The sequence below is a fragment of the Paenibacillus sp. EC2-1 genome (assembly GCF_049311625.1).
GTDB lineage: Bacteria > Bacillota > Bacilli > Paenibacillales > Paenibacillaceae > Paenibacillus_AQ.
This window is the reverse complement of record NZ_CP186006.1, coordinates 1,612,649-1,630,914: the sequence shown is the minus strand read 5'-3', so window position 1 is coordinate 1,630,914 and position 18,266 is coordinate 1,612,649. Positions and strand designations below refer to the sequence as shown.

The following is an 18,266-nucleotide window of genomic DNA, read 5'->3' as shown; positions in this document are numbered from 1 at the left end:
TCATTGTCTCTCTAGGGCAATAATTTCACTTGCAATTTGCGCGGCACGCATAAAATCACCTGATCGTTCCGCTTTCATCATTTCTTCTTTTTTCTGATCAATCTGTTTCTGCTGCGGATATTTCAGTACTTCACGAATACAATCATCAAGTACTTGAACATTCCAGTCCGTAGGAGTATCCATCATGGAAATTGAACTCACCGTTTTCTCTAGTCGATCATCATGAAGAGATGACATAAACCGACTGGTATCGGGTGGTTTGTCCTGCGCGTAGTAAGCATATAGATAAGCAGCAATCGCTGCATGATCATCAATATTAAACGCTTCTCCGAGGTTATCGCCCACATACCGAGCAGCCTCCGAATCTTGAAGCATCAGAGACAACAGCCGTCTTTCTGCAGCATGATATGCCGGTAGCAAAGTTGGGGCGGGAATTTGCCCTTTTTTATGCCTACCATTATTCCACGCTTTTTCCTTATTATCCCCACTACCCATCTTTTTTTGCATAGACTGCCTTAATAGGTTGCAATCTTGCTTGAGACTTTCATAAGATAGGCCCAGTTCTGAGGACAACTCCCTCAAATAAACTTCACGTTCAGTGGAAGAATTCAGGACTGCAATAATAGGGAGCGCTTCTTTTGCATACGATATCTTGCCCTCTTCTTCTAGCAGTATATGGTTTTTTTTTAGATATATAAGTTTAAATTTCGTGGTTGAAACGGCAGATTCTACAACATGCCTGAACCGATCGATTCCGTATTTACGGAAGTAGTCATCTGGATCTAATCCGTCTCCCATTATCGAAATTCTCACTTTGAGGCCAGCACCCTCAAGCAAAGGTATAACCTTCATAGCAGCTGCCAAACCCGCCTTATCCCCATCATAAGTTATGACTACTTCCTCTGCCATAGACTTCATAATGACTATCTGCTGTTCTGTAAGAGAGGTCCCCATCGTCGCAACTACATTGTGAAAGCCAGCTTCCCAAGTAGATATAACGTCTCCGTATCCTTCACATAATATAATCTGACGCTGTTTTCGTATAGACGTCTTGGCGTTATGAAGATTATATAACGTGCGGCTCTTATTAAATAATAAACTCTCAGGCGAATTCAAATACTTAGGTTGTCCATCTCCTAAGATCCGACCAGCAAAGGCAATAACTTTGCCATTCCGATCATGGATAGGAAACATGATTCTTCCTCTGAATTTATCAAGATAACCATCACTTTCATGCCTTGCGGACACTAGTCCGCCTTTCTCCATCTCCTTCAGATCAAAGGTCCGCTTGCTCAAAAATTGTACCAGTGTATCCCACCGATCCGGTGCAAATCCAATCTGAAATTGATCAATAATCTTGTCAGTCATTCCACGTGAACGTAAGTATGCCACAGCTTCCTTGCCGTGCTCCGTATTCTTCAATAGAAAATGATACAGTTTAGCAGTCAACTCATAAGCCTCATACAGACGCTCTTTCTCCGGATTTCGCGGAATTACAGAAACACCCTGGCTCTCCGGTAACGCAATGTCATTCTCTTCTGCCATGGTCTTAACAGCTTCCGGGAAGGAAAAACCTTCAATTTCCATTCTAAATTTAATGGCATTACCACCCTTGCCACACCCATAGCAATAAAAGATCTGGCGCTCCGGCGTAACCGTAAAGGAAGGGGTCTTCTCTGAATGAAAAGGGCATAGCCCCTTCATGTATTTCCCCTGTTTGGTAAGATGCACGTACTTGCTGACCGTATCGACAATATCGCTTCGGGCCAGTACTGCCTCGATGACATCATCCGGTATACTGCCTTGTCCGGTACTCATCAAAACCACCTTCATCTCTTTTTGCACGTAAATAGTATTCGCTATGAACTAACGTTCTCCTGCAATTTTTGCAAAAGTTTTGTCAGTTTATGTTGGAAAATTATCCGATCCTCTTCGACCATTTTCTTAGGACCTTTGCCGTAATGCCCAGCTTTCCTAGCTTTAGCCTGATGATGTCTTGAATCAAGCAAAAAATCAATATCTTGGTCACTAAAAATACGACCACGATTGGAAAGCACATGGCAAGATTTCGATAACGCTAGTGCAGCGAGTCCATAATCCTGTGTAATGACAATATCACCACGCACAATGTGATTAGCAATATACAAATCAGCACTTTGATCACTTCGATCCACCTGAATCGTTCGTACGCCTTCTTCTTCACGGAGAAAGTGATCGTAAGAAGATACGAGCAGAACTGGAACTCCAAATGCCCTTGCCGTCTCTGCAATCTCTTTCTTAACAGGACAAGCATCGCCATCAACAACAATCTGTAAAGAACGTATGGACGTCATAGGCATCTCCGTATTTCAAATTAATGATATCTATATATTATATACGTCTTAGGGTGATTAAAATCCTTCTTCTTAAACGTTCAAAAGATAATCCTCTTTTTTCCAATCGTTCCATGGAATAACGAAAGCGGCCACCTTCCCTAGAAAAGGCCCCGCTTTCGTCTATTAAATAATATCTTCAGTTGTGTATGAATTGGTTCTGATTTACCACACCAACTTTGTAAAATCTGCAAACTGCTTCAAGTCACTATCAATACCAGACAACAGCGCTAAACGATTCGCTTTGACCGCTTCATCCTCAGCCATGACCATTACTGAATCAAAGAAACCAGTGATTGGTTCTTTCAGCCCGCTAAGAAGTGTGAGTGCAAGCTTACCGTCAGAATCCTTCATAGCTATTTCATAAGGTTGTCGAATCGCGAGCCATGCCTCATGAAGCTTGCTTTCTTCTTCCTCTGTAAATAGACCTGAATTAACCGCAACCTTACCCGCTTTAGCCGCCAAATTACTCACTCGGTTAAATGACTCTACAATGGTCTTGAAGTCTTCTGATTCGCTGACAGCACTCATTAATGCCTGTCCCCGGGACATAACAGATACAACATGGTCAAATCCAGCTGAGATAACAGCATCAACAACATCGTATCTTTGCTCTTCGGACAGAAGTTTCTTCACCCGTAGACTAAAGAACTCATATAGATCTTTACTGATTTCTGATCCTGAACGCTTCAACACACTCATATCTTCATGAACGGAAAGTGCGATCCCGAATACATCTGACAATGAAACTGGAAGCTTGTGCTCAAGAATGATCTGTACAATCCCTTGTGCTTGACGACGCAGCGCATACGGATCCTGTGATCCTGTAGGTATAATACCGATCGAGAAGCAGCCAACAATCGTATCGATTTTATCAGCGATACTAATAATCGAACCTACATTTGTAGAAGGAACGGAATCTCCAGCAAATCGTGGTTGATAATGTTCGAAGACAGCCTTCGCAACACTTTCCTTCTCTCCAGCCTTACGTGCATAGTCTTCTCCCATTACTCCTTGAAGCTCAGGGAATTCATATACCATCTGAGTAACAAGATCAAATTTGCAAATATCTGCTGCACGACTAACTGAATCAGCAGCTTCTGCCGGAATACTGAGTTTTACAGCCAAGCTATCCGCTATGCGGCGGATGCGGCGAACTTTATCACCAATTGTACCGAGTTCCTCATGAAACACGATGCTTTCAAGCTTCGAAAGGGCTTCCTTAATTTGTAGTTTCTGATCCTCTTCATAGAAGAATTTAGCATCGGACAAGCGGGCACGAAGTACCTTCTCGTTCCCCTTCGCAATAATATCAAGCGAACGATTGTCGCCGCTACGTACCGTTACGAAAAACGGAAGCAACTGGCCTTGTTTATTCAAAACAGGGAAATAACGCTGATGTTCACGCATCGAAGTAATCAGTACATCCTGTGGAATTTCAAGGAACGAAGGATCGAATGAGCCGTATAATACGGTTGGTGTTTCCACCAAGAAGAGCACCTCTTCGAGTAGATCTTCTTTCACCGCAATATTCCAGTCCTTCTCAAGCGCTAAAGCATTGATCTGAGAAACAATCATATCTTTCCGTTCTTTAACATCTACGATAACATGTTGTCCTCTGAGCACTTCTACATAAGCTGATGCTTCCGGAATTACCGCAGTACTTCCCAGGAATCGATGTCCTGAAGTTATATTACCGGACTTAACGCCAGTAATCTCCATATCAATTACATCTGAACCAAACAGGGATACGATCCATTTGATCGGACGAACAAATTTAAATTCATAAGAACCCCATCTCATGTTCTTAGGAAAAGTCATGGAATGTAGGATTCCGTTCAACCCTTCTGCCAAAATTGCAGAGGTTTCAACGCCGATACTATTTTTTGTAACATAGATATATTCAACGCCAGAAAGTTCTTTAAAGGTAAAGCTATCTGGTTCAACGCCCTGACTTCGTGCAAAACCAAGTGCCGCTTTACTCCAATTACCGTTCTCGTCTAACGCAATCTTACGTGAAGGTCCTTTAACCTCCTCGCTAACATCCGTCTGCTTTTCCGCTACATCCTTAACGAGCACCGCAAGTCTTCGCGGGGTTGCATATGATTTCACTTCTCCATATGCAACTCTGGAAGCTTCCAGCCATTTAACGGTTCTATCTTGAAGCTGTTCCATCGCTGCACGCAGAAAACGTGCAGGCACTTCCTCCAGCCCGATTTCAAACAATAAATCTTTAGCCACGGTCAGCGCCTCCTTTCTTGATCAGCGGGAATCCAAGCTTTTCACGTTCCTCCAAATATGTCGCTGCAACTTGGCGCGCTAAATTACGAACACGCATAATGTAACCCGTTCTTTCTGTTACACTGATCGCTCCACGTGCATCAAGCAAGTTGAATGTATGTGAACACTTCAGAACATAATCATAAGCAGGGAACACCAAGTGCTGGCTCATCGCCTTATTTGCTTCTTCCTCATACATATTGAACAAAGTGAACAACATTTTTACATCCGATACCTCAAAGGTATATTTGGAATGCTCGTATTCTGGCTGTTGGAATACATCACCATATGTAATACCGTCAACCCACTCCAGATCAAACACATTCTCTTTGTCTTGAATGTAAGAAGCAAGACGCTCCATACCATAAGTGATCTCGACAGCAACCGGATTGGCATCAATACCTCCGACCTGTTGGAAATACGTAAATTGTGTAATTTCCATACCATCAAGCCAAACTTCCCAACCAAGGCCCCAAGCTCCCAGAGTCGGCGCTTCCCAGTTGTCCTCGACAAAACGGATATCATGATCAAGTGGATCGATTCCAAGACGCTTCAGACTCTCCAGATAAAGCTCTTGAATATTATCAGGAGATGGTTTGATAATAACCTGAAACTGATGATGCTGGTACAAGCGGTTGGGGTTCTCCCCATAACGTCCATCCGCAGGGCGGCGGGAAGGCTCAACATAAGCTACATTCCACGGCTCCGGTCCAATCGATCGCAAGTAAGTCATTGGATTCATCGTACCTGCGCCTTTTTCCGTGTCGTACGGTTGTACGATAATACAATTCTGCTCCGCCCAAAATTGCTGCAGCGTCAAAATCATTTGTTGAAAATTCATGATTTTAGCTCCTTCATACCGTTTTTAATACTGACTGCATCAAATCTCTCATATGCAATGTTCACGCCAGCGCTCTGCACAACAAAAAGCTCTCGCCCTACGTCTGCTGTACAGACATAGGGACGAGAGCTGTGGCTTCCCGCGGTTCCACCCTACTTGGCCCCATAAGGACCCACTTTATCACGTGCAGCATGCTCCCGGGCGCCATGTTCATGGATTCCTATCGCCGGACTCCCACCATCACCGACTCGCTACACAAAATAGGACTTAAATCCATTACTTTTCCGTTCAACGCATGTCAATATTCAAAAATTGAAACTTAACATATGATACCTAATTTTCGTTCAGACGTCAAATACCGTATTTCTCCATTTGATCTAAGAAATTTTGTGATTTAAGACGTAATCCTAATTGTGTATCCATCAGTGCTCTCATTACTGTTTTAAGCTCTGCCTTAGTAGTTTCCTTAACATCAATATTTCCAAGTCTTCTCAAGTCAAGTCTTGCAAACAACCGAAGAAGTTTCAGTGTCTTGGGTGACACTACCATCGCTGGTGGATCTAAATGCTTACACCGCCGGCATAAGACGCCTCCAAGTCTAGGACTGACCAGCATCTCCTCGTCAGTTCTTTCATTACCACAAGAGACGCAGACGTTTAGTTCAGGACCATATCCAGCTGTCTGAAGCACCTTCATTTCATACAGATTAATGATAATCTGTGGGTCTTTACCTTCCTGTAAGGCTTCAAGACAAGCTTTCAACTGGTGGAACCAAAAAGCGCCTGTTTCCTCATCTTGAAGAACCCGGTCCAGCAGTTCACAAGCATAAGAAGAGTAGGCAGCTTTAAGGAGGTCCTCACGAAGCAGATGATGGGACTCAATGATTTCTCCTGCGTTTAATGTCCCAAGACCCGTTCCATTTCTAAAAAAAACATATTCGCCGTAAGTAAAGGGCTGTGTCAGAGCAGCATGACGACTTTTCAGTTTCTTAGCTCCGCGGACAAGAACGCCTACTTTGCCTGATTTTTCGGTGCAAAGCGTAATGATTTTGTTCCCTTCACCGTAGTCCATGCTGCGGATGACAATCCCTTCCGCCCTGTATAGCATGCTCTATCCCCCAACCATTCCTGAAGCAGCCAAAGATCATTCGTTCTCTTCATACTCAACCGCATCTTCCTCTGAGGTGGTCATGCTTTCGAGTTCCGTAGCGCTATGGGACTCCTTATACAGCAAATAAGCATCGACATCTCCAGTCATCGCAAAATACTTCCACGAAAAATCTCGCATTCGTATTCATCCTTTCTTCGGAAATGACGTCTGCATCTACAAGAATAGGATGTGCGCCTGCGATCAGATCTATGATTTGCAATTGTTGGCAGGAGTCGAAATGGAGCTACATTCTGTATCTCAAGCAATGATCACATGGGAGGGATATTGTTATTGTCCGCGGTGGAAACCGAGATCCCGAAGAACGCGTTCTTGGTTGCGCCAGTCTTTTTTAACTTTTACCCACAATTCAAGAAATATCTTGGATCCAAGCAATCGCTGAATATCTTGGCGTGCCTGTCTTCCAACTTCCTTCAGCATCGAGCCTTGTTTACCGATAATGATCCCTTTTTGAGAATCACGCTCCACAAAAATAACAGCGGATATATGAACTGTCCCGTTCTCTTCTACCTTCATGTCCTCAATGGTTACCGCGATGGAGTGAGGAACTTCTTCTCTCGTCATATGAAGAATTTTTTCACGAATCAACTCAGCGCACACAAACTGCTCGGGATGATCAGTTACTTGATCCTCAGGATAGTACTGTGGACCCGCTGGCAAATACTTCTGAATCTGATCCAGTAATGTATTTACGTTGTTTCCAAGTCTCGCCGAAATCGGAACGATTTCTGCAAAATCATGCAGCTTACGGTATTCCTCAATTAACGGTAATAAAGCTTGAGGCTCAATTTTGTCAATCTTGTTCATAACCAGAATAACAGGGGTACGAATCTGCTTCAGTTGTTCAGCAATAAATCGATCGCCGCCGCCAAAGCCTTCGGATGCATCAATTAAGAACAGAACGGCCTCTACCTCACCTAATGTTCCAAGTGCGGTTTGATTCATATAGTCTCCAAGTTTAGACTGGCGTTTATGAATTCCCGGGGTATCTAAGAATACAACTTGTGAATCGTTTGTTGTGTATACGCCGTGGATTTTATTCCGGGTCGTTTGTGGCTTATCCGACATAATGGCTATCTTCTGACCAATCACCTGATTCATCAGTGTTGATTTGCCAACATTTGGCCGTCCGATAATCGCTACAAAACCCGATTTGAATGTTTTTTTCTGCATATATTCCTCCGTTTAAATCCGCTATTATTTCTGAGTTGTACTTACGTACTTTAACTTTGATTGACCAAGATTACAAATCCCAAGGCCGAAACCTTATTTCAAATCAATCTATTTGGATCTTTACACTAAAGATCAATGCGACTCAATCCAGCTCCGCAGTGGCTCATAAAATACTACAATCCCTACGACTACCGCAAAAAGAGCGGTAATGAATACCGCCCCTGCGGCTGTATCCTTGGCAATACGGGCTAAGGGATGTTCGTCAGGAGATACTAAATCAACTACAGCTTCCACCGCTGTATTTACTAATTCAGCCGAAATCACTAAAGTTACAGCAAGTGCAAGAAACAACCAACGCACTGGTGTAAGTCCCAATAGTCCGCCTGCTATGAAAACCATAGCAGCTGCAGCGATATGGACCTTCATATTTCTTTCGGCTTTAAAGGCGTGGATAATGCCTTGGATTGCAAAAGTAAACGTCGCACGCAGTGAATACTTGGCAGGTTTCACTACCGGGTCAAACCCACTTCTGCGAGTACAGCTTCCTGTTTGCCCATCATGACAGCTTCGCTTGCCTCATCCTGATGATCATATCCAAGCAGGTGAAGAAAGCCATGGACGAATAGGAAACCAAGCTCACGTTCCAGTGAATGTCCATATTCTTCACTTTGCAGCTTTGCACGCGGAACAGAGATAATAATATCCCCCAGTACATCAGGAACATTACCGGCTTCATCGCCTTCATCAAGTTCGTAAATAATTTGAAGCTCTTCATCCGTCGTTTCATGCATCGCAAAAGATAGAACGTCGGTCGGTCGATCAATTCCTCTGTATTCCTTATTTAATTCGTGAATTTGTACATCATCCACAAAAGTAAGGTCCACTTCTCCGTCCGTAACGCCTTCAATTGTTCCAGCTTGCTGGAGAATGCGCTCGAGAAGAGAGATCAAATTGTCGGAAATGACAAATTCCTCTTGTTCATTGTTCCATACTAGCTGCAGACTCATCCTCAAACGCTCCTTTTTTGGTCTTCTTCTTTAGATTCAGGTTTATCAGGGGTCACCACTGTCTTCTGTTCTGGTAAACGATCCGGTTTTCCCTTCTTTATCTCTTCAGGGTACTCAATCCTAGAGTGGAAAATCCCCATAACCGTTTCCTTCAGTGTTCTAGCAATAATATCGAGCTCTTTCATCGTCAGATCACATTCGTTAAACTGATGGTCATCCAAGCGGCTCTTAATAATCTTCTCAATCATGGACTCTACTTGTTCCACCGTTGGCTTGCGAAGTGAACGAACAGCTGCCTCTACACTATCTGCAATGCCCACAACAGCGGCTTCCTTAGATTGCGCCTTCGGTCCTGGATAACGGAAATCAGCTTCCGTAAAATCAGGCTCAACGCCCTGCTCCTCGGCTTGACGAAGCGCCTTGTGATAAAAGAAATGTAAAAATGTTGTTCCATGGTGCTGCTCTGCAATATCACGAATCGGTTTTGGAAGCTTATAATCCTTTTGCATTTCCACACCATCTCGTGCGTGAGCCACGATGATGGACTTACTTAATTTAGGATCAATCGAATCGTGTGGATTCTCCATGTTATTCTGATTTTCGATGAAATAGATGGGACGCTTGGTCTTACCAATATCATGATAATAAGAACCTACTCGGCATAATAATCCATCCGCACCAATGGCTTCAGCTGCTGCTTCTGACAGATTCCCAACCATAACACTGTGATGATAAGTCCCGGGTGTTTCTGTAAGCAACTTCCTCAGTAGTGGATGATTTGGATTCGATAGCTCCACAAGCTTAAGCGCTGAAAGAATGCCAAATGTGACTTCAAAAAACGGCATTAACCCGATCACTAATACAGCAGTTAATAACCCTCCCGCGATTGCAAAAGCTAACGCATATAAGGACTCCGCTCTCGTCCAGGATGAGTCATTAATGAGCAGCATAATCAGGACCGACATTGCTCCAAACAAAGAGACCATGATCCCGCCCTTTAGCAAAGTGGAGCGTTGACTTGCGCGATGAATCGAGAAGATGGCTACGCAAGACGTTACTACAGCAAAGAATCCAAAATGAAAATCAAACATTTCACCCTTATTCACATTCAGAATAACACTTGCCATAATGCTGAAAATGATAGCACTGAAATATGCTAAATGGATATCGAGCAGCAAAGTTACTAAGATGACCCCAATTGCCACGGGTGCTAAATATCCTACATAAGCGCGATCTTCACTCTGCAAGATCCCTGCTAAATGCATGGAGATCAGCGTAATCGCATAAATCAGTACAAGCATAAGAATTTGGGAATTGTTATATTTGAAAATATTCATATCAGACTGGCGAATAAACATCAGTATACCTAAGGAAAGCAGCATAGAGAATAAGAGAAGACCAAGCTCAGGCCAATAATTGATCTCATCTTTCAAAAGGCCATTCTTGCCAAGAAGTTCGTATAACTCAGGTGTGATCAGTTGCCCTTTCTGAACGAGCACATCCCCCTGCTTAATGAATACAGGCTGTGTATTCTCCCGAGCTTCTACCTTGGCTTCCTTGGTGGCCACCTCGTTATAGAACTTGTTCGCAGTTATCGAGAACCGCACAAGCTCCTGCACGACTTCCCTGGAGGTACGATCATTAAGCGAGCTCGCACTAACAAGCTCCGCAACCTTCGCTCTTGCTGTCTGTGCATCAACGATTTCATTCATCAATCGAGATACAATTTCCCTTGCTACGGATTTCATCTGGTTGATATCTTCTGGAGCAAGTCTCGGAATTTTAATGAACGTCTCTTCCGGTATACGGTAAGCTTGTTGTTCAATCACCTTTTTCATTTCATCAAACAGTTCAGGCGGATACGTCTCCGTACCTCTATTGCTTGAAATGAAATTGTTCACGAAATCTTGCGCACGTTGTGGAATTTCCTTACGGTATATATCGATTTTATCCTGAACAGACACTTCATCCTGATTCAATCGATCGATCCGTTCGAATATCTGAGTTACTAGTACGTCGTTACGTAAAGGGACATATGTAAAAGTAGGTGGCACCCGCTCAGCCGCTTCTTCTTGAGCCTTAAGGGTCGCCTTATTGTCCTCAATCTGCAAAGGAGCCATGATGCTCTTTTCACTTCGTGTACCGACCTGAATATCATATCGTTCTGGAAGCAGATTCATCGAAAAGCTAATGTAGAACATTAGGGCAAGCAATAAAAATAGAATATAGCGTGTCGCCACGCTATATTTCCAACCGTTATTCTTAACAGATATGGACTTGTCCGTCGATGGTTCTTTGGAGGCCATAGCGACAATCCCCTTTAATCTTGGTTTTCTGCTGCTTTATCATATGCGACGATTATTTTTTGTACTAAAGAGTGCCGTACAACATCCTGTTCTGCGAAAAAGACGAATCCGATATCCTCAATCTGATTCAGTACGGTTTTGGCTTCCACCAATCCCGATTTCTTTCCTCGTGGCAGGTCAATTTGTGTTACATCTCCCGTAATAACCATTTTCGAGCCAAAACCGAGCCTAGTCAAAAACATCTTCATTTGCTCAGGTGTTGTATTCTGCGCTTCATCCAAAATAATAAATGAATCATCAAGTGTCCGTCCCCGCATATAAGCAAGCGGAGCAATCTCAATCAATCCTCGTTCTAGCGCCTTCGCCACTTGGTCGGGCCCCATGACGTCATAGAGCGCATCATATAGTGGTCTTAAGTATGGGTCTACTTTCTCTTGAAGATCGCCTGGAAGGAAGCCTAGGCTCTCTCCAGCCTCAACAGCTGGCCGAGTGAGAACAATTCGTTTAGCTGTACCTTCTTTAAGAGCCGCTACAGCCAGAACGACAGCCAGATAAGTTTTACCCGTACCAGCTGGGCCAATTCCGAACACGATATCCCTTTTCTTAATGGTAGTGACGTAATGCTTCTGTCCGATTGTTTTCACACGGATCGGCTTGCCCCGAAAAGTCGTCGTAATTTCTCCTTTATACAGATCAAGCAACTGATCAGCACGCAAGTCTTTTGCCAGATCAACCGCATAAAGGACATCTCTTTCGGTCAGGATATATCCATTACGGACAAGCTGAAGCAGAACATCAAACAGCTGCTGCAGACTATCCACATGACGCTGATCCCCTGAGATGGTAATAACCGCTTCTCTTGAGTCAATTCTCGCGGGAATTTCCGATTCAATAATCTTTAAAAAAGTATCCTGCGGCCCGAATAAGGAAAGTCCTTCAGACGCGCTTTGCAAAAAAATCTGAATGCTGGTCGTTTGCTGTGACAAATAGCCTCATTCTCCTTGATTGTATACTATGGGAAGTTCTTTCGAGATCGTCTCTTCCACCTCAAAAAGTACTTTCATATAAACTTTACCATTCTCTTTCTTATCATGCAAAATTTTTTGGCTTACTAGTCTGCTATCTGGGCCATATTTAGCCAAAATATCTCTAAAAGCGCTATCTAATCCTTCTTTCTTAGCCTCTTCCTCAGTTATAGTTGTTTTTGTTTCATTGACCTCCAATACCTTCTCCGTCATCCAACCAAAGGGAAGTACTCGTGAGCGCCAAGTAAGCGGATCATATAAAGTTAATGTCTCATGCTTCTCAAACGGAACCTCCCCGTAACCCCACAACTGGACAGCACGATTACCAAGCACAAGGTACGATTTCTTAGAAGAATCCCCGGTATAGGTTTTTCGAGTCTTAACTAAGGGGACCTCAATCTGGTATTCATGCCAGACAAGCCCCTTTACCTCTCCCTTAGCAACTACATTTTGCGCATTCTCCTCATCTCCTAATATGCCTGAGATAAGTACCTGCCCCTTCTTCACTCGGTTATTAATCTGAACTCTCGGAACGCCCTTCTCAGCATATATATGAGTAATTACAGCATCACTCGTACTTACGAGATGTCTCGGACTAAGCAGCTCTGGTCTCTTCGGCACAGAAGCCTCTACAATCTGAATCCGAATGCTAGTACCGTTCCTTTCCACCCCCACCCAAGCGGTTTCCGGTAACCGAGTTGCTAAGTTGGTAGAGAGCTTGTCCAGTGATTTAAGTCGAAATATCCATTGGTAAGGATATAATCCCTCCTGTTTAGCAGCTTCGAGCACATCCTCTGATGCAACTTTTTCATTGCCTTCCACACTTACGTTCCATACCATCGAAGATAAGGCGAGCAGTATCGCAAAAAATGCTACGATTCCACCCACGAACATTTTACGTTTCAACAAACGCAAAGCACGGAACGGCAAGCCGTGCCGTTCCTGAATACGCGTTCTGCAGCCTGTCCGCTTCAACAAAGGGCGCAGCCCTTTGAAATCATTCAGCAGCAGTTTGAACTCTGCCGAATGTTCCCCCGTTGGTCTAACATCCCATATTGGGGTTCCTGTTTCCGCCAATGCATTAATGAATGCTTCTACATGCTCCCCACGAACCGTAAGCTTCAAATAACCACGAATAGATATCATTGTCGGAATGTTCAAGATTTCTCCCCCGTCCCTATGTAATTAATATGATTGATCGTCCCTTCAATGGTCACTTCACTACTTTGAATAGCTCGAATGGAGAGGTCAGAACCCGATATTTCCATAGAGCCCTGAGCAAGGGACAGTATAAGCTTCTCCGCCGAAAAATGACGGACGCCTCGATGATTTTCAATATGAAGCTCTTTATTGCCAATCAGGGTCAACCGCGGCAAGTCAAACAGCAAATCCTGTGGCAAATCGAGCATTTCTTGAGTCCATTTCTGCAGCTTGCGGCTGATGCGGGACATATGAAGGCCTTCCCCCTTCCTGTACTGTACACCTTATGAGCGAGAAGCCCTTTTTATGCAAGTTGAAAAGCTCTTCTACCCGTTGATTCATTTCCATCAGCTCGCCAAGCACCAAATCCAGAAACCAAAAAAAACCGCATCCATCAAAAGACGGATACGGTTTCCCTAACTACTTGCGGCCTATCGGTTTCTTAGAACGGGGTGGTCCCAAAATTTCAGCCCAGATGACACCGTTCATAGCTTGTTTAGCAAACATTGATTGTTGTTTTTTCGTGGCAACATCAGTGTCCGTTACTTCTAGAATCGTTTCAGGTATGTGAGAAGTCATACGATCTAATTGCTTATGGATCTGATCCAATTCTGCTTGCATATTGCGCTTACGCTTCTCCATACTGTCTCGTTCCTCATGAGGATCATCTACATCTGAGAACAGATCCATTCGGCTCTCCATATCACTTGAAGGTTCGTAATAGATCTCCTTTTCTTGAGCATAAGGATTAACCCCTCCGGTTTGCTGATCATTGGTATTCTCATATGATCGATTTCCTACACTGTCCGCTGAGGCGGTTGTACCAGGACGGGGCTGGACACGACGGAGCTGCTGACCTGACTGCTCTGTCTTAGCTTGCCGCGGCCCTCTTCTGGTCGGATCGTCTCCTCCTCCAAAGGTAGGCATCTGACTAGGTTTACTTTCACCGCTGCCTTTGCCCATTTTCCCAATTGCAGAGAGGATAAAGAAAGCGATACCCGCCACGATGATATAATTATCAAGAATCCATTGCATCAGTGGCTCGCCTCATCTCTATTTATTGTTCTTCGGAGTGTCTGGACCATCTGTACTTTCGCCCATCTTACCGAGGGATCCTCTCATTTGGGTATCAGCCTCGATATTCTTAAGGTTCATATAATCCATCACACCAAGCTTGCCATTGCTAAGCGCTTCTGCCATAGCGAGTGGTACCTGAGATTCGGATTCTACAACGCGCGCTCTCATCTCTACGACACGAGCCTTCATCTCTTGCTCTTGGGCAACCGCCATTGCACGGCGCTCCTCCGCTTTCGCTTGAGCGATTCGCTTATCCGCTTCCGCTTGCTCGGTCTGCAAGTATGCACCGATATTCTTACCTACATCCACGTCCGCAATATCGATCGACAGAATTTCAAATGCCGTACCCGCATCCAGTCCTTTGGAAAGAACCGTTCTCGAGATCAGGTCTGGATTTTCTAATACGTCTTTATGCGAATTAGCGGAACCGACCGTGGTAACAATCCCTTCACCAACACGAGCGATAATTGTCTCTTCACCCGCACCACCGACGAGACGATCGATATTAGCACGTACCGTAACACGAGCCTTAACCTTTACCTCGATACCATCCTTCGCTACAGCAGCTACAACCGGCGTTTCGATCACACGCGGGTTAACACTCATCTGTACCGCTTGAAGCACGTCACGGCCAGCTAGGTCGATTGCAGCAGCCCGTTCGAACTCAAGTGGGATATTCGCACGTTGTGCAGCAATCAATGCGTTTACGACGCGGTCCACATTACCACCCGCTAAGTAGTGACTTTCCAGTTGGTTAATATTCAAGCCAAGACCAGCTTTTGTCGCTTTAATAAGTGGGTTCACGATACGGCTTGGTGTAACGCGCCGTAGTCTCATAGCTACCAGTGTAATAATACCAATGCGCACACCTGATGCGAGTGCAGAGATCCAGAGCATCAGTGGGAAGAAACTGAAAAACACGCTCAGTACGATGATCGCTACGACTGCGATCAGCAGAATGGGAATCAAACCTTCCATCTTATACATCATCCTCCATATTAAATATTCTTGTTATGTTTATCTTACCAAAGAAGGTAAGTTAATCAACTAATTCCGAACATTATGCTTCTACTTCCTCAACAACAATTCGGGTTCCGTCCGTCTTTAACACACGCACAGCACGACCTGGATCTATAAAACCTCCTACGGTCACCACGTCAAATCGACGTCCCTCAAACTCTGCTGTCCCCGAAGGCCGAAGTGGTGTAACACTTGTACCAACAAGACCAATCAGAGTATCACGATCCTCAATCGGAATATAACCTTGCTCTTTCGTTAGACTCTCCTGCAAGATAAATTTATTCCAAATCCCTCGTTCCTTAAACACAACTGCCACAACGATAATAGCTACAAGAGCACACGCGGCCGCAATACCAAGTGATAGCGCCACATGCGATGTACTATATGCTGCACGCACAACTCCAACAATCAAGCTTGCGGAGCCAATAATACCTAAGATGCCAAAACTCGGAACAAACAACTCCATAAGGAGCATCGCAATACCAATAATAAAGAGCAGCCATGTCTCTGATCCGGCAAATCCAGCAACCGAGTTACCGAAGAAATATAAAACAAAGGCCGCAATCCCTAGTATGCCCGGAACACCAAAGCCTGGAACAATCACTTCAATGATAACTCCAGCAATACCAATAAAGAGCAGTAAGGTCATCACACCAGGACTTGTCAAAAATGTTGCTAACTTCTCCGAAAAGGTACGTTCCATGTGGAACACATCATTCGTAGAATAACCCATCCACTCAATGACTTCATTCGTGCTATTCGCAATCTTATCAGCATAACCAACCTTTAAAGCTTCATCTGGTGATAAGGCTATAATCTCGCCAGCCTCTTTCGTCTTACCAATCTCAGGCATCTCTACCTTCATCTTGAGGTCTGTCATGCCCTGAGCAATCTCCTTCTGACGACCCTTCGACTCCGCAGCACTTGCCATCTTACTCTTCCACCAAGCAATCATCTTAGGGTCTTCTACCGGATTACCCATGCCATCGACCATGGACGCTGCACCAATCATACTACCTTCAGCCATCACAATCTTGTCTGCATTAAGCGCAATAAAGCTTCCGGCTGAAGCAGCATCCCCGCGAATAAAGGCTACGGTTGGAATTTTAGTATTCTTAATTAAGTTACCAATCTCATCAGCTTGATCCACTCGGCCACCAGGTGTATTAATCTCCAGGACTATTAAACCTGCCTCCATCTTCTCAGCCTCTGCGAATCCGCGCTTCATAAAGCTGGTCAATCCACGTTCTATCTGGTGCTCTACAGGAATCACATAAACCGAACCGATGTTAGCGGCCGCAGCCGTATTGCCTGGACTTACATACATCCCAGCAGACATCAGAATAAGAATTATCATTCCTATGCATGCCCACACTCTACCCAGCCATGTTCCTCTTATCTTCAACTCTTCCCCTCCTTTACGACATATTATGCCAGTAATTCGCATATATCGATAGGGCAAACCATGCGAATGGCCTCGGGATTAACTTATGTATAAACTCCCCATCTTATGGTAGTTACTACGAATAACTTTACATTTCGTTTCAAAAATGTTGCACCAACGAAAAAAACACCCCTTGAAAAAATCAAGGGATGTTTCGCTTATGTTGTTACAGAAATTGTTGAACAACTTGGTTGACAAGCTTTCCGTCTGCACGCCCTTTAACTTTCGGCATGAGAGCGCTCATTACTTTACCCATTTCGGCTTTTGAAGAAGCACCGGTTTCCTGGATGGTCTGCTTTACAATGACTTTAATTTCTTCTTCAGAAAGCTGTTCCGGGAGGTAGGCGCTAAGAAATTCAATTTCTGCTTTCGCATCGGCGGCAAGATCTTCACGACCTGCTTTTTCAAAATCTTGGAGGGCATCTTTGCGCTGTTTGATTTCACGACCAATAATATCAAGCACTTCGCTGTCATCCAAACTTCTTTTCAAATCTATTTCAAGATTTTTAATCGTCGAACGAACCATTCGAATGTTGGAGAGTTTGAACTTGTCCTTACTCTTCATCGCTTGCTTCATATCTTCGTTCAATCGTTCGCTAAGATTCATGCTAGTTCATTTCCTCCTAAAACTTTCTCTTACGAGCAGCCTCGGACTTTTTCTTGCGCTTTACGCTTGGCTTTTCATAATGCTTGCGTTTCTTCACTTCTGCCAAGACACCATCTTTAGCAATGGAACGTTTGAAGCGACGAAGTGCAGCATCAATTGTCTCGTTTTTGCGAACTTTCGTTTCAGACACCAGTTTTCCCTCCCTCCGACCAGACCGTCCAAGAGCAATAACACGGTTCATCATTCTTCATTATAGGGCAAACTGAAATATGGTGTCAACCTTGAGTGTATTTTTTTAGAGTTAAAAGATTATATCCTTCTAATTCTTACCATTCCTCTTAGCTCTATTATAATTAGGCGTGTGAGTTTGAAATGCCTGTCAATGCACCTAGACGCGCCCCACCCAGCACATGATAGTGTAAATGGTGAACAGTCTGTTCACCGTCACGTCCACAGTTGTTGATCAGACGATAGCCACTTTCTGCAATACCCAGCTGAGCAGCAGCCTCTTGTGCTGCTTTATGAATCTCTCCGATCAGTTCATAATCTTCTCCCTGAACATCATTCATAGAAGCGATATGTTTCTTTGGAATGACGAGGACATGAACCGGTGCAGCAGGTTGTATATCATGAAACACGAGTACCTTATCATTCTCTAGAACTTTTTTGGAAGGAATATCTCCATTGACTATTTTGCAGAACAAGCAATCCATATCAATCATACCTCCTATAACGGTTATCTTGATC

General features: G+C 44.1%; 19 protein-coding genes. All 19 read right to left on the bottom strand.

Translation table 11 applies throughout. From position 1 onward, the window contains the following. Positions 1-1,818 carry a DNA primase gene (gene dnaG / locus ACK8P5_RS07545; protein WP_422660338.1) on the bottom strand — a complete coding sequence of 606 codons (1,818 nt, stop codon included), beginning with the start codon at positions 1,816-1,818 and terminating at the stop codon, positions 1-3. 41 nt (positions 1,819-1,859) lie between these two features. Continuing rightward, positions 1,860-2,333, bottom strand: coding sequence for a YaiI/YqxD family protein (locus ACK8P5_RS07540; RefSeq protein ID WP_422660337.1), 474 nt, complete (start codon positions 2,331-2,333; stop codon positions 1,860-1,862). Between the two features lie 204 nt (positions 2,334-2,537). Beyond that, complete coding sequence (glyS, locus tag ACK8P5_RS07535) at positions 2,538-4,613, bottom strand: glycine--tRNA ligase subunit beta (protein ID WP_422660336.1); 2,076 nt, start codon at positions 4,611-4,613, stop codon at positions 2,538-2,540. After that, positions 4,606-5,493 (bottom strand): glycine--tRNA ligase subunit alpha, encoded by an 888-nt coding sequence (gene glyQ / locus ACK8P5_RS07530; protein WP_422660335.1) that lies wholly within the window; start codon positions 5,491-5,493, stop codon positions 4,606-4,608. The genes glyS and glyQ overlap by 8 nt, the downstream gene beginning before the upstream one ends. A 351-nt stretch (positions 5,494-5,844) precedes the next feature. Beyond that, entirely contained in the window at positions 5,845-6,600 is a 756-nt protein-coding gene (gene recO, locus ACK8P5_RS07525) for a DNA repair protein RecO (RefSeq protein ID WP_422660334.1), read from the bottom strand. 36 nt (positions 6,601-6,636) lie between these two features. Further along, positions 6,637-6,780 carry a YqzL family protein gene (locus ACK8P5_RS07520; RefSeq protein WP_422660333.1) on the bottom strand — a complete coding sequence of 48 codons (144 nt, stop codon included), beginning with the start codon at positions 6,778-6,780 and terminating at the stop codon, positions 6,637-6,639. A gap of 150 nt (positions 6,781-6,930) precedes the next feature. After that, a complete protein-coding gene (era, locus tag ACK8P5_RS07515) occupies positions 6,931-7,833 on the bottom strand; it encodes a GTPase Era (protein WP_422660332.1) in 903 nt (300 codons plus the stop codon). 132 nt (positions 7,834-7,965) lie between these two features. Then, positions 7,966-8,343, bottom strand: a complete 378-nt coding sequence (locus ACK8P5_RS07510) for a diacylglycerol kinase family protein (RefSeq protein ID WP_422660331.1) — start codon at positions 8,341-8,343, stop codon at positions 7,966-7,968. Then, entirely contained in the window at positions 8,343-8,840 is a 498-nt protein-coding gene (gene ybeY, locus ACK8P5_RS07505) for an rRNA maturation RNase YbeY (RefSeq protein ID WP_422660330.1), read from the bottom strand. The genes ACK8P5_RS07510 and ybeY overlap by 1 nt, the downstream gene beginning before the upstream one ends. Positions 8,841-8,842: 2 nt before the next feature. Next, positions 8,843-11,146 (bottom strand): HD family phosphohydrolase, encoded by a 2,304-nt coding sequence (locus tag ACK8P5_RS07500; RefSeq protein ID WP_422660329.1) that lies wholly within the window; start codon positions 11,144-11,146, stop codon positions 8,843-8,845. 14 nt (positions 11,147-11,160) lie between these two features. Then, positions 11,161-12,132 (bottom strand): PhoH family protein, encoded by a 972-nt coding sequence (locus tag ACK8P5_RS07495; protein WP_422660328.1) that lies wholly within the window; start codon positions 12,130-12,132, stop codon positions 11,161-11,163. Between the two features lie 6 nt (positions 12,133-12,138). After that, positions 12,139-13,332 carry a sporulation protein YqfD gene (gene yqfD, locus ACK8P5_RS07490; protein WP_422660327.1) on the bottom strand — a complete coding sequence of 398 codons (1,194 nt, stop codon included), beginning with the start codon at positions 13,330-13,332 and terminating at the stop codon, positions 12,139-12,141. Further along, positions 13,329-13,622, bottom strand: coding sequence for a sporulation protein YqfC (gene yqfC, locus ACK8P5_RS07485; RefSeq protein WP_422660326.1), 294 nt, complete (start codon positions 13,620-13,622; stop codon positions 13,329-13,331). Before yqfC ends, yqfD begins: the two co-directional genes overlap by 4 nt. A 169-nt stretch (positions 13,623-13,791) precedes the next feature. Beyond that, the gene (locus tag ACK8P5_RS07480) at positions 13,792-14,406 is read right to left on the bottom strand and encodes a hypothetical protein (protein WP_422660325.1); all 615 of its coding nucleotides are present in this window, start codon (positions 14,404-14,406) and stop codon (positions 13,792-13,794) included. A gap of 18 nt (positions 14,407-14,424) precedes the next feature. Next, entirely contained in the window at positions 14,425-15,426 is a 1,002-nt protein-coding gene (gene floA / locus ACK8P5_RS07475) for a flotillin-like protein FloA (RefSeq protein WP_422660324.1), read from the bottom strand. Between the two features lie 82 nt (positions 15,427-15,508). After that, the gene (locus tag ACK8P5_RS07470) at positions 15,509-16,825 is read right to left on the bottom strand and encodes an NfeD family protein (protein WP_422661405.1); all 1,317 of its coding nucleotides are present in this window, start codon (positions 16,823-16,825) and stop codon (positions 15,509-15,511) included. A gap of 253 nt (positions 16,826-17,078) precedes the next feature. Then, on the bottom strand, positions 17,079-17,519 hold the full coding sequence (locus ACK8P5_RS07465) for a GatB/YqeY domain-containing protein (RefSeq protein ID WP_422660323.1): 441 nt from the start codon (positions 17,517-17,519) through the stop codon (positions 17,079-17,081). A gap of 16 nt (positions 17,520-17,535) precedes the next feature. Beyond that, positions 17,536-17,709: a 30S ribosomal protein S21 gene (gene rpsU / locus ACK8P5_RS07460; RefSeq protein ID WP_005547957.1), complete on the bottom strand. Its 174-nt coding sequence runs from the start codon at positions 17,707-17,709 to the stop codon at positions 17,536-17,538. A gap of 163 nt (positions 17,710-17,872) precedes the next feature. Beyond that, on the bottom strand, positions 17,873-18,232 hold the full coding sequence (locus ACK8P5_RS07455) for a histidine triad nucleotide-binding protein (protein WP_422660322.1): 360 nt from the start codon (positions 18,230-18,232) through the stop codon (positions 17,873-17,875). Between the last annotated feature and the right edge of the window lie 34 nt (positions 18,233-18,266).

Bases quoted from the DNA above. Each gene is read 5' to 3' on its own strand.
- dnaG (WP_422660338.1), bottom strand. From the start codon at position 1,818: ATGAGTACCGGACAAGGCAGTATACCGGATGATGTCATCGAGGCAGTA.
- ACK8P5_RS07540 (WP_422660337.1), bottom strand. From the start codon at position 2,333: ATGACGTCCATACGTTCTTTACAGATTGTTGTTGATGGCGATGCTTGT.
- glyQ (WP_422660335.1), bottom strand. From the start codon at position 5,493: ATGAATTTTCAACAAATGATTTTGACGCTGCAGCAATTTTGGGCGGAG.
- recO (WP_422660334.1), bottom strand. From the start codon at position 6,600: ATGCTATACAGGGCGGAAGGGATTGTCATCCGCAGCATGGACTACGGT.
- ACK8P5_RS07520 (WP_422660333.1), bottom strand. From the start codon at position 6,780: ATGCGAGATTTTTCGTGGAAGTATTTTGCGATGACTGGAGATGTCGAT.
- era (WP_422660332.1), bottom strand. From the start codon at position 7,833: ATGCAGAAAAAAACATTCAAATCGGGTTTTGTAGCGATTATCGGACGG.
- ybeY (WP_422660330.1), bottom strand. From the start codon at position 8,840: ATGAGTCTGCAGCTAGTATGGAACAATGAACAAGAGGAATTTGTCATT.
- ACK8P5_RS07500 (WP_422660329.1), bottom strand. From the start codon at position 11,146: ATGGCCTCCAAAGAACCATCGACGGACAAGTCCATATCTGTTAAGAAT.
- yqfC (WP_422660326.1), bottom strand. From the start codon at position 13,622: ATGTCCCGCATCAGCCGCAAGCTGCAGAAATGGACTCAAGAAATGCTC.
- ACK8P5_RS07480 (WP_422660325.1), bottom strand. From the start codon at position 14,406: ATGCAATGGATTCTTGATAATTATATCATCGTGGCGGGTATCGCTTTC.
- floA (WP_422660324.1), bottom strand. From the start codon at position 15,426: ATGGAAGGTTTGATTCCCATTCTGCTGATCGCAGTCGTAGCGATCATC.
- ACK8P5_RS07470 (WP_422661405.1), bottom strand. From the start codon at position 16,825: ATGATAATTCTTATTCTGATGTCTGCTGGGATGTATGTAAGTCCAGGC.
- ACK8P5_RS07465 (WP_422660323.1), bottom strand. From the start codon at position 17,519: ATGAATCTTAGCGAACGATTGAACGAAGATATGAAGCAAGCGATGAAG.
- ACK8P5_RS07455 (WP_422660322.1), bottom strand. From the start codon at position 18,232: ATGGATTGCTTGTTCTGCAAAATAGTCAATGGAGATATTCCTTCCAAA.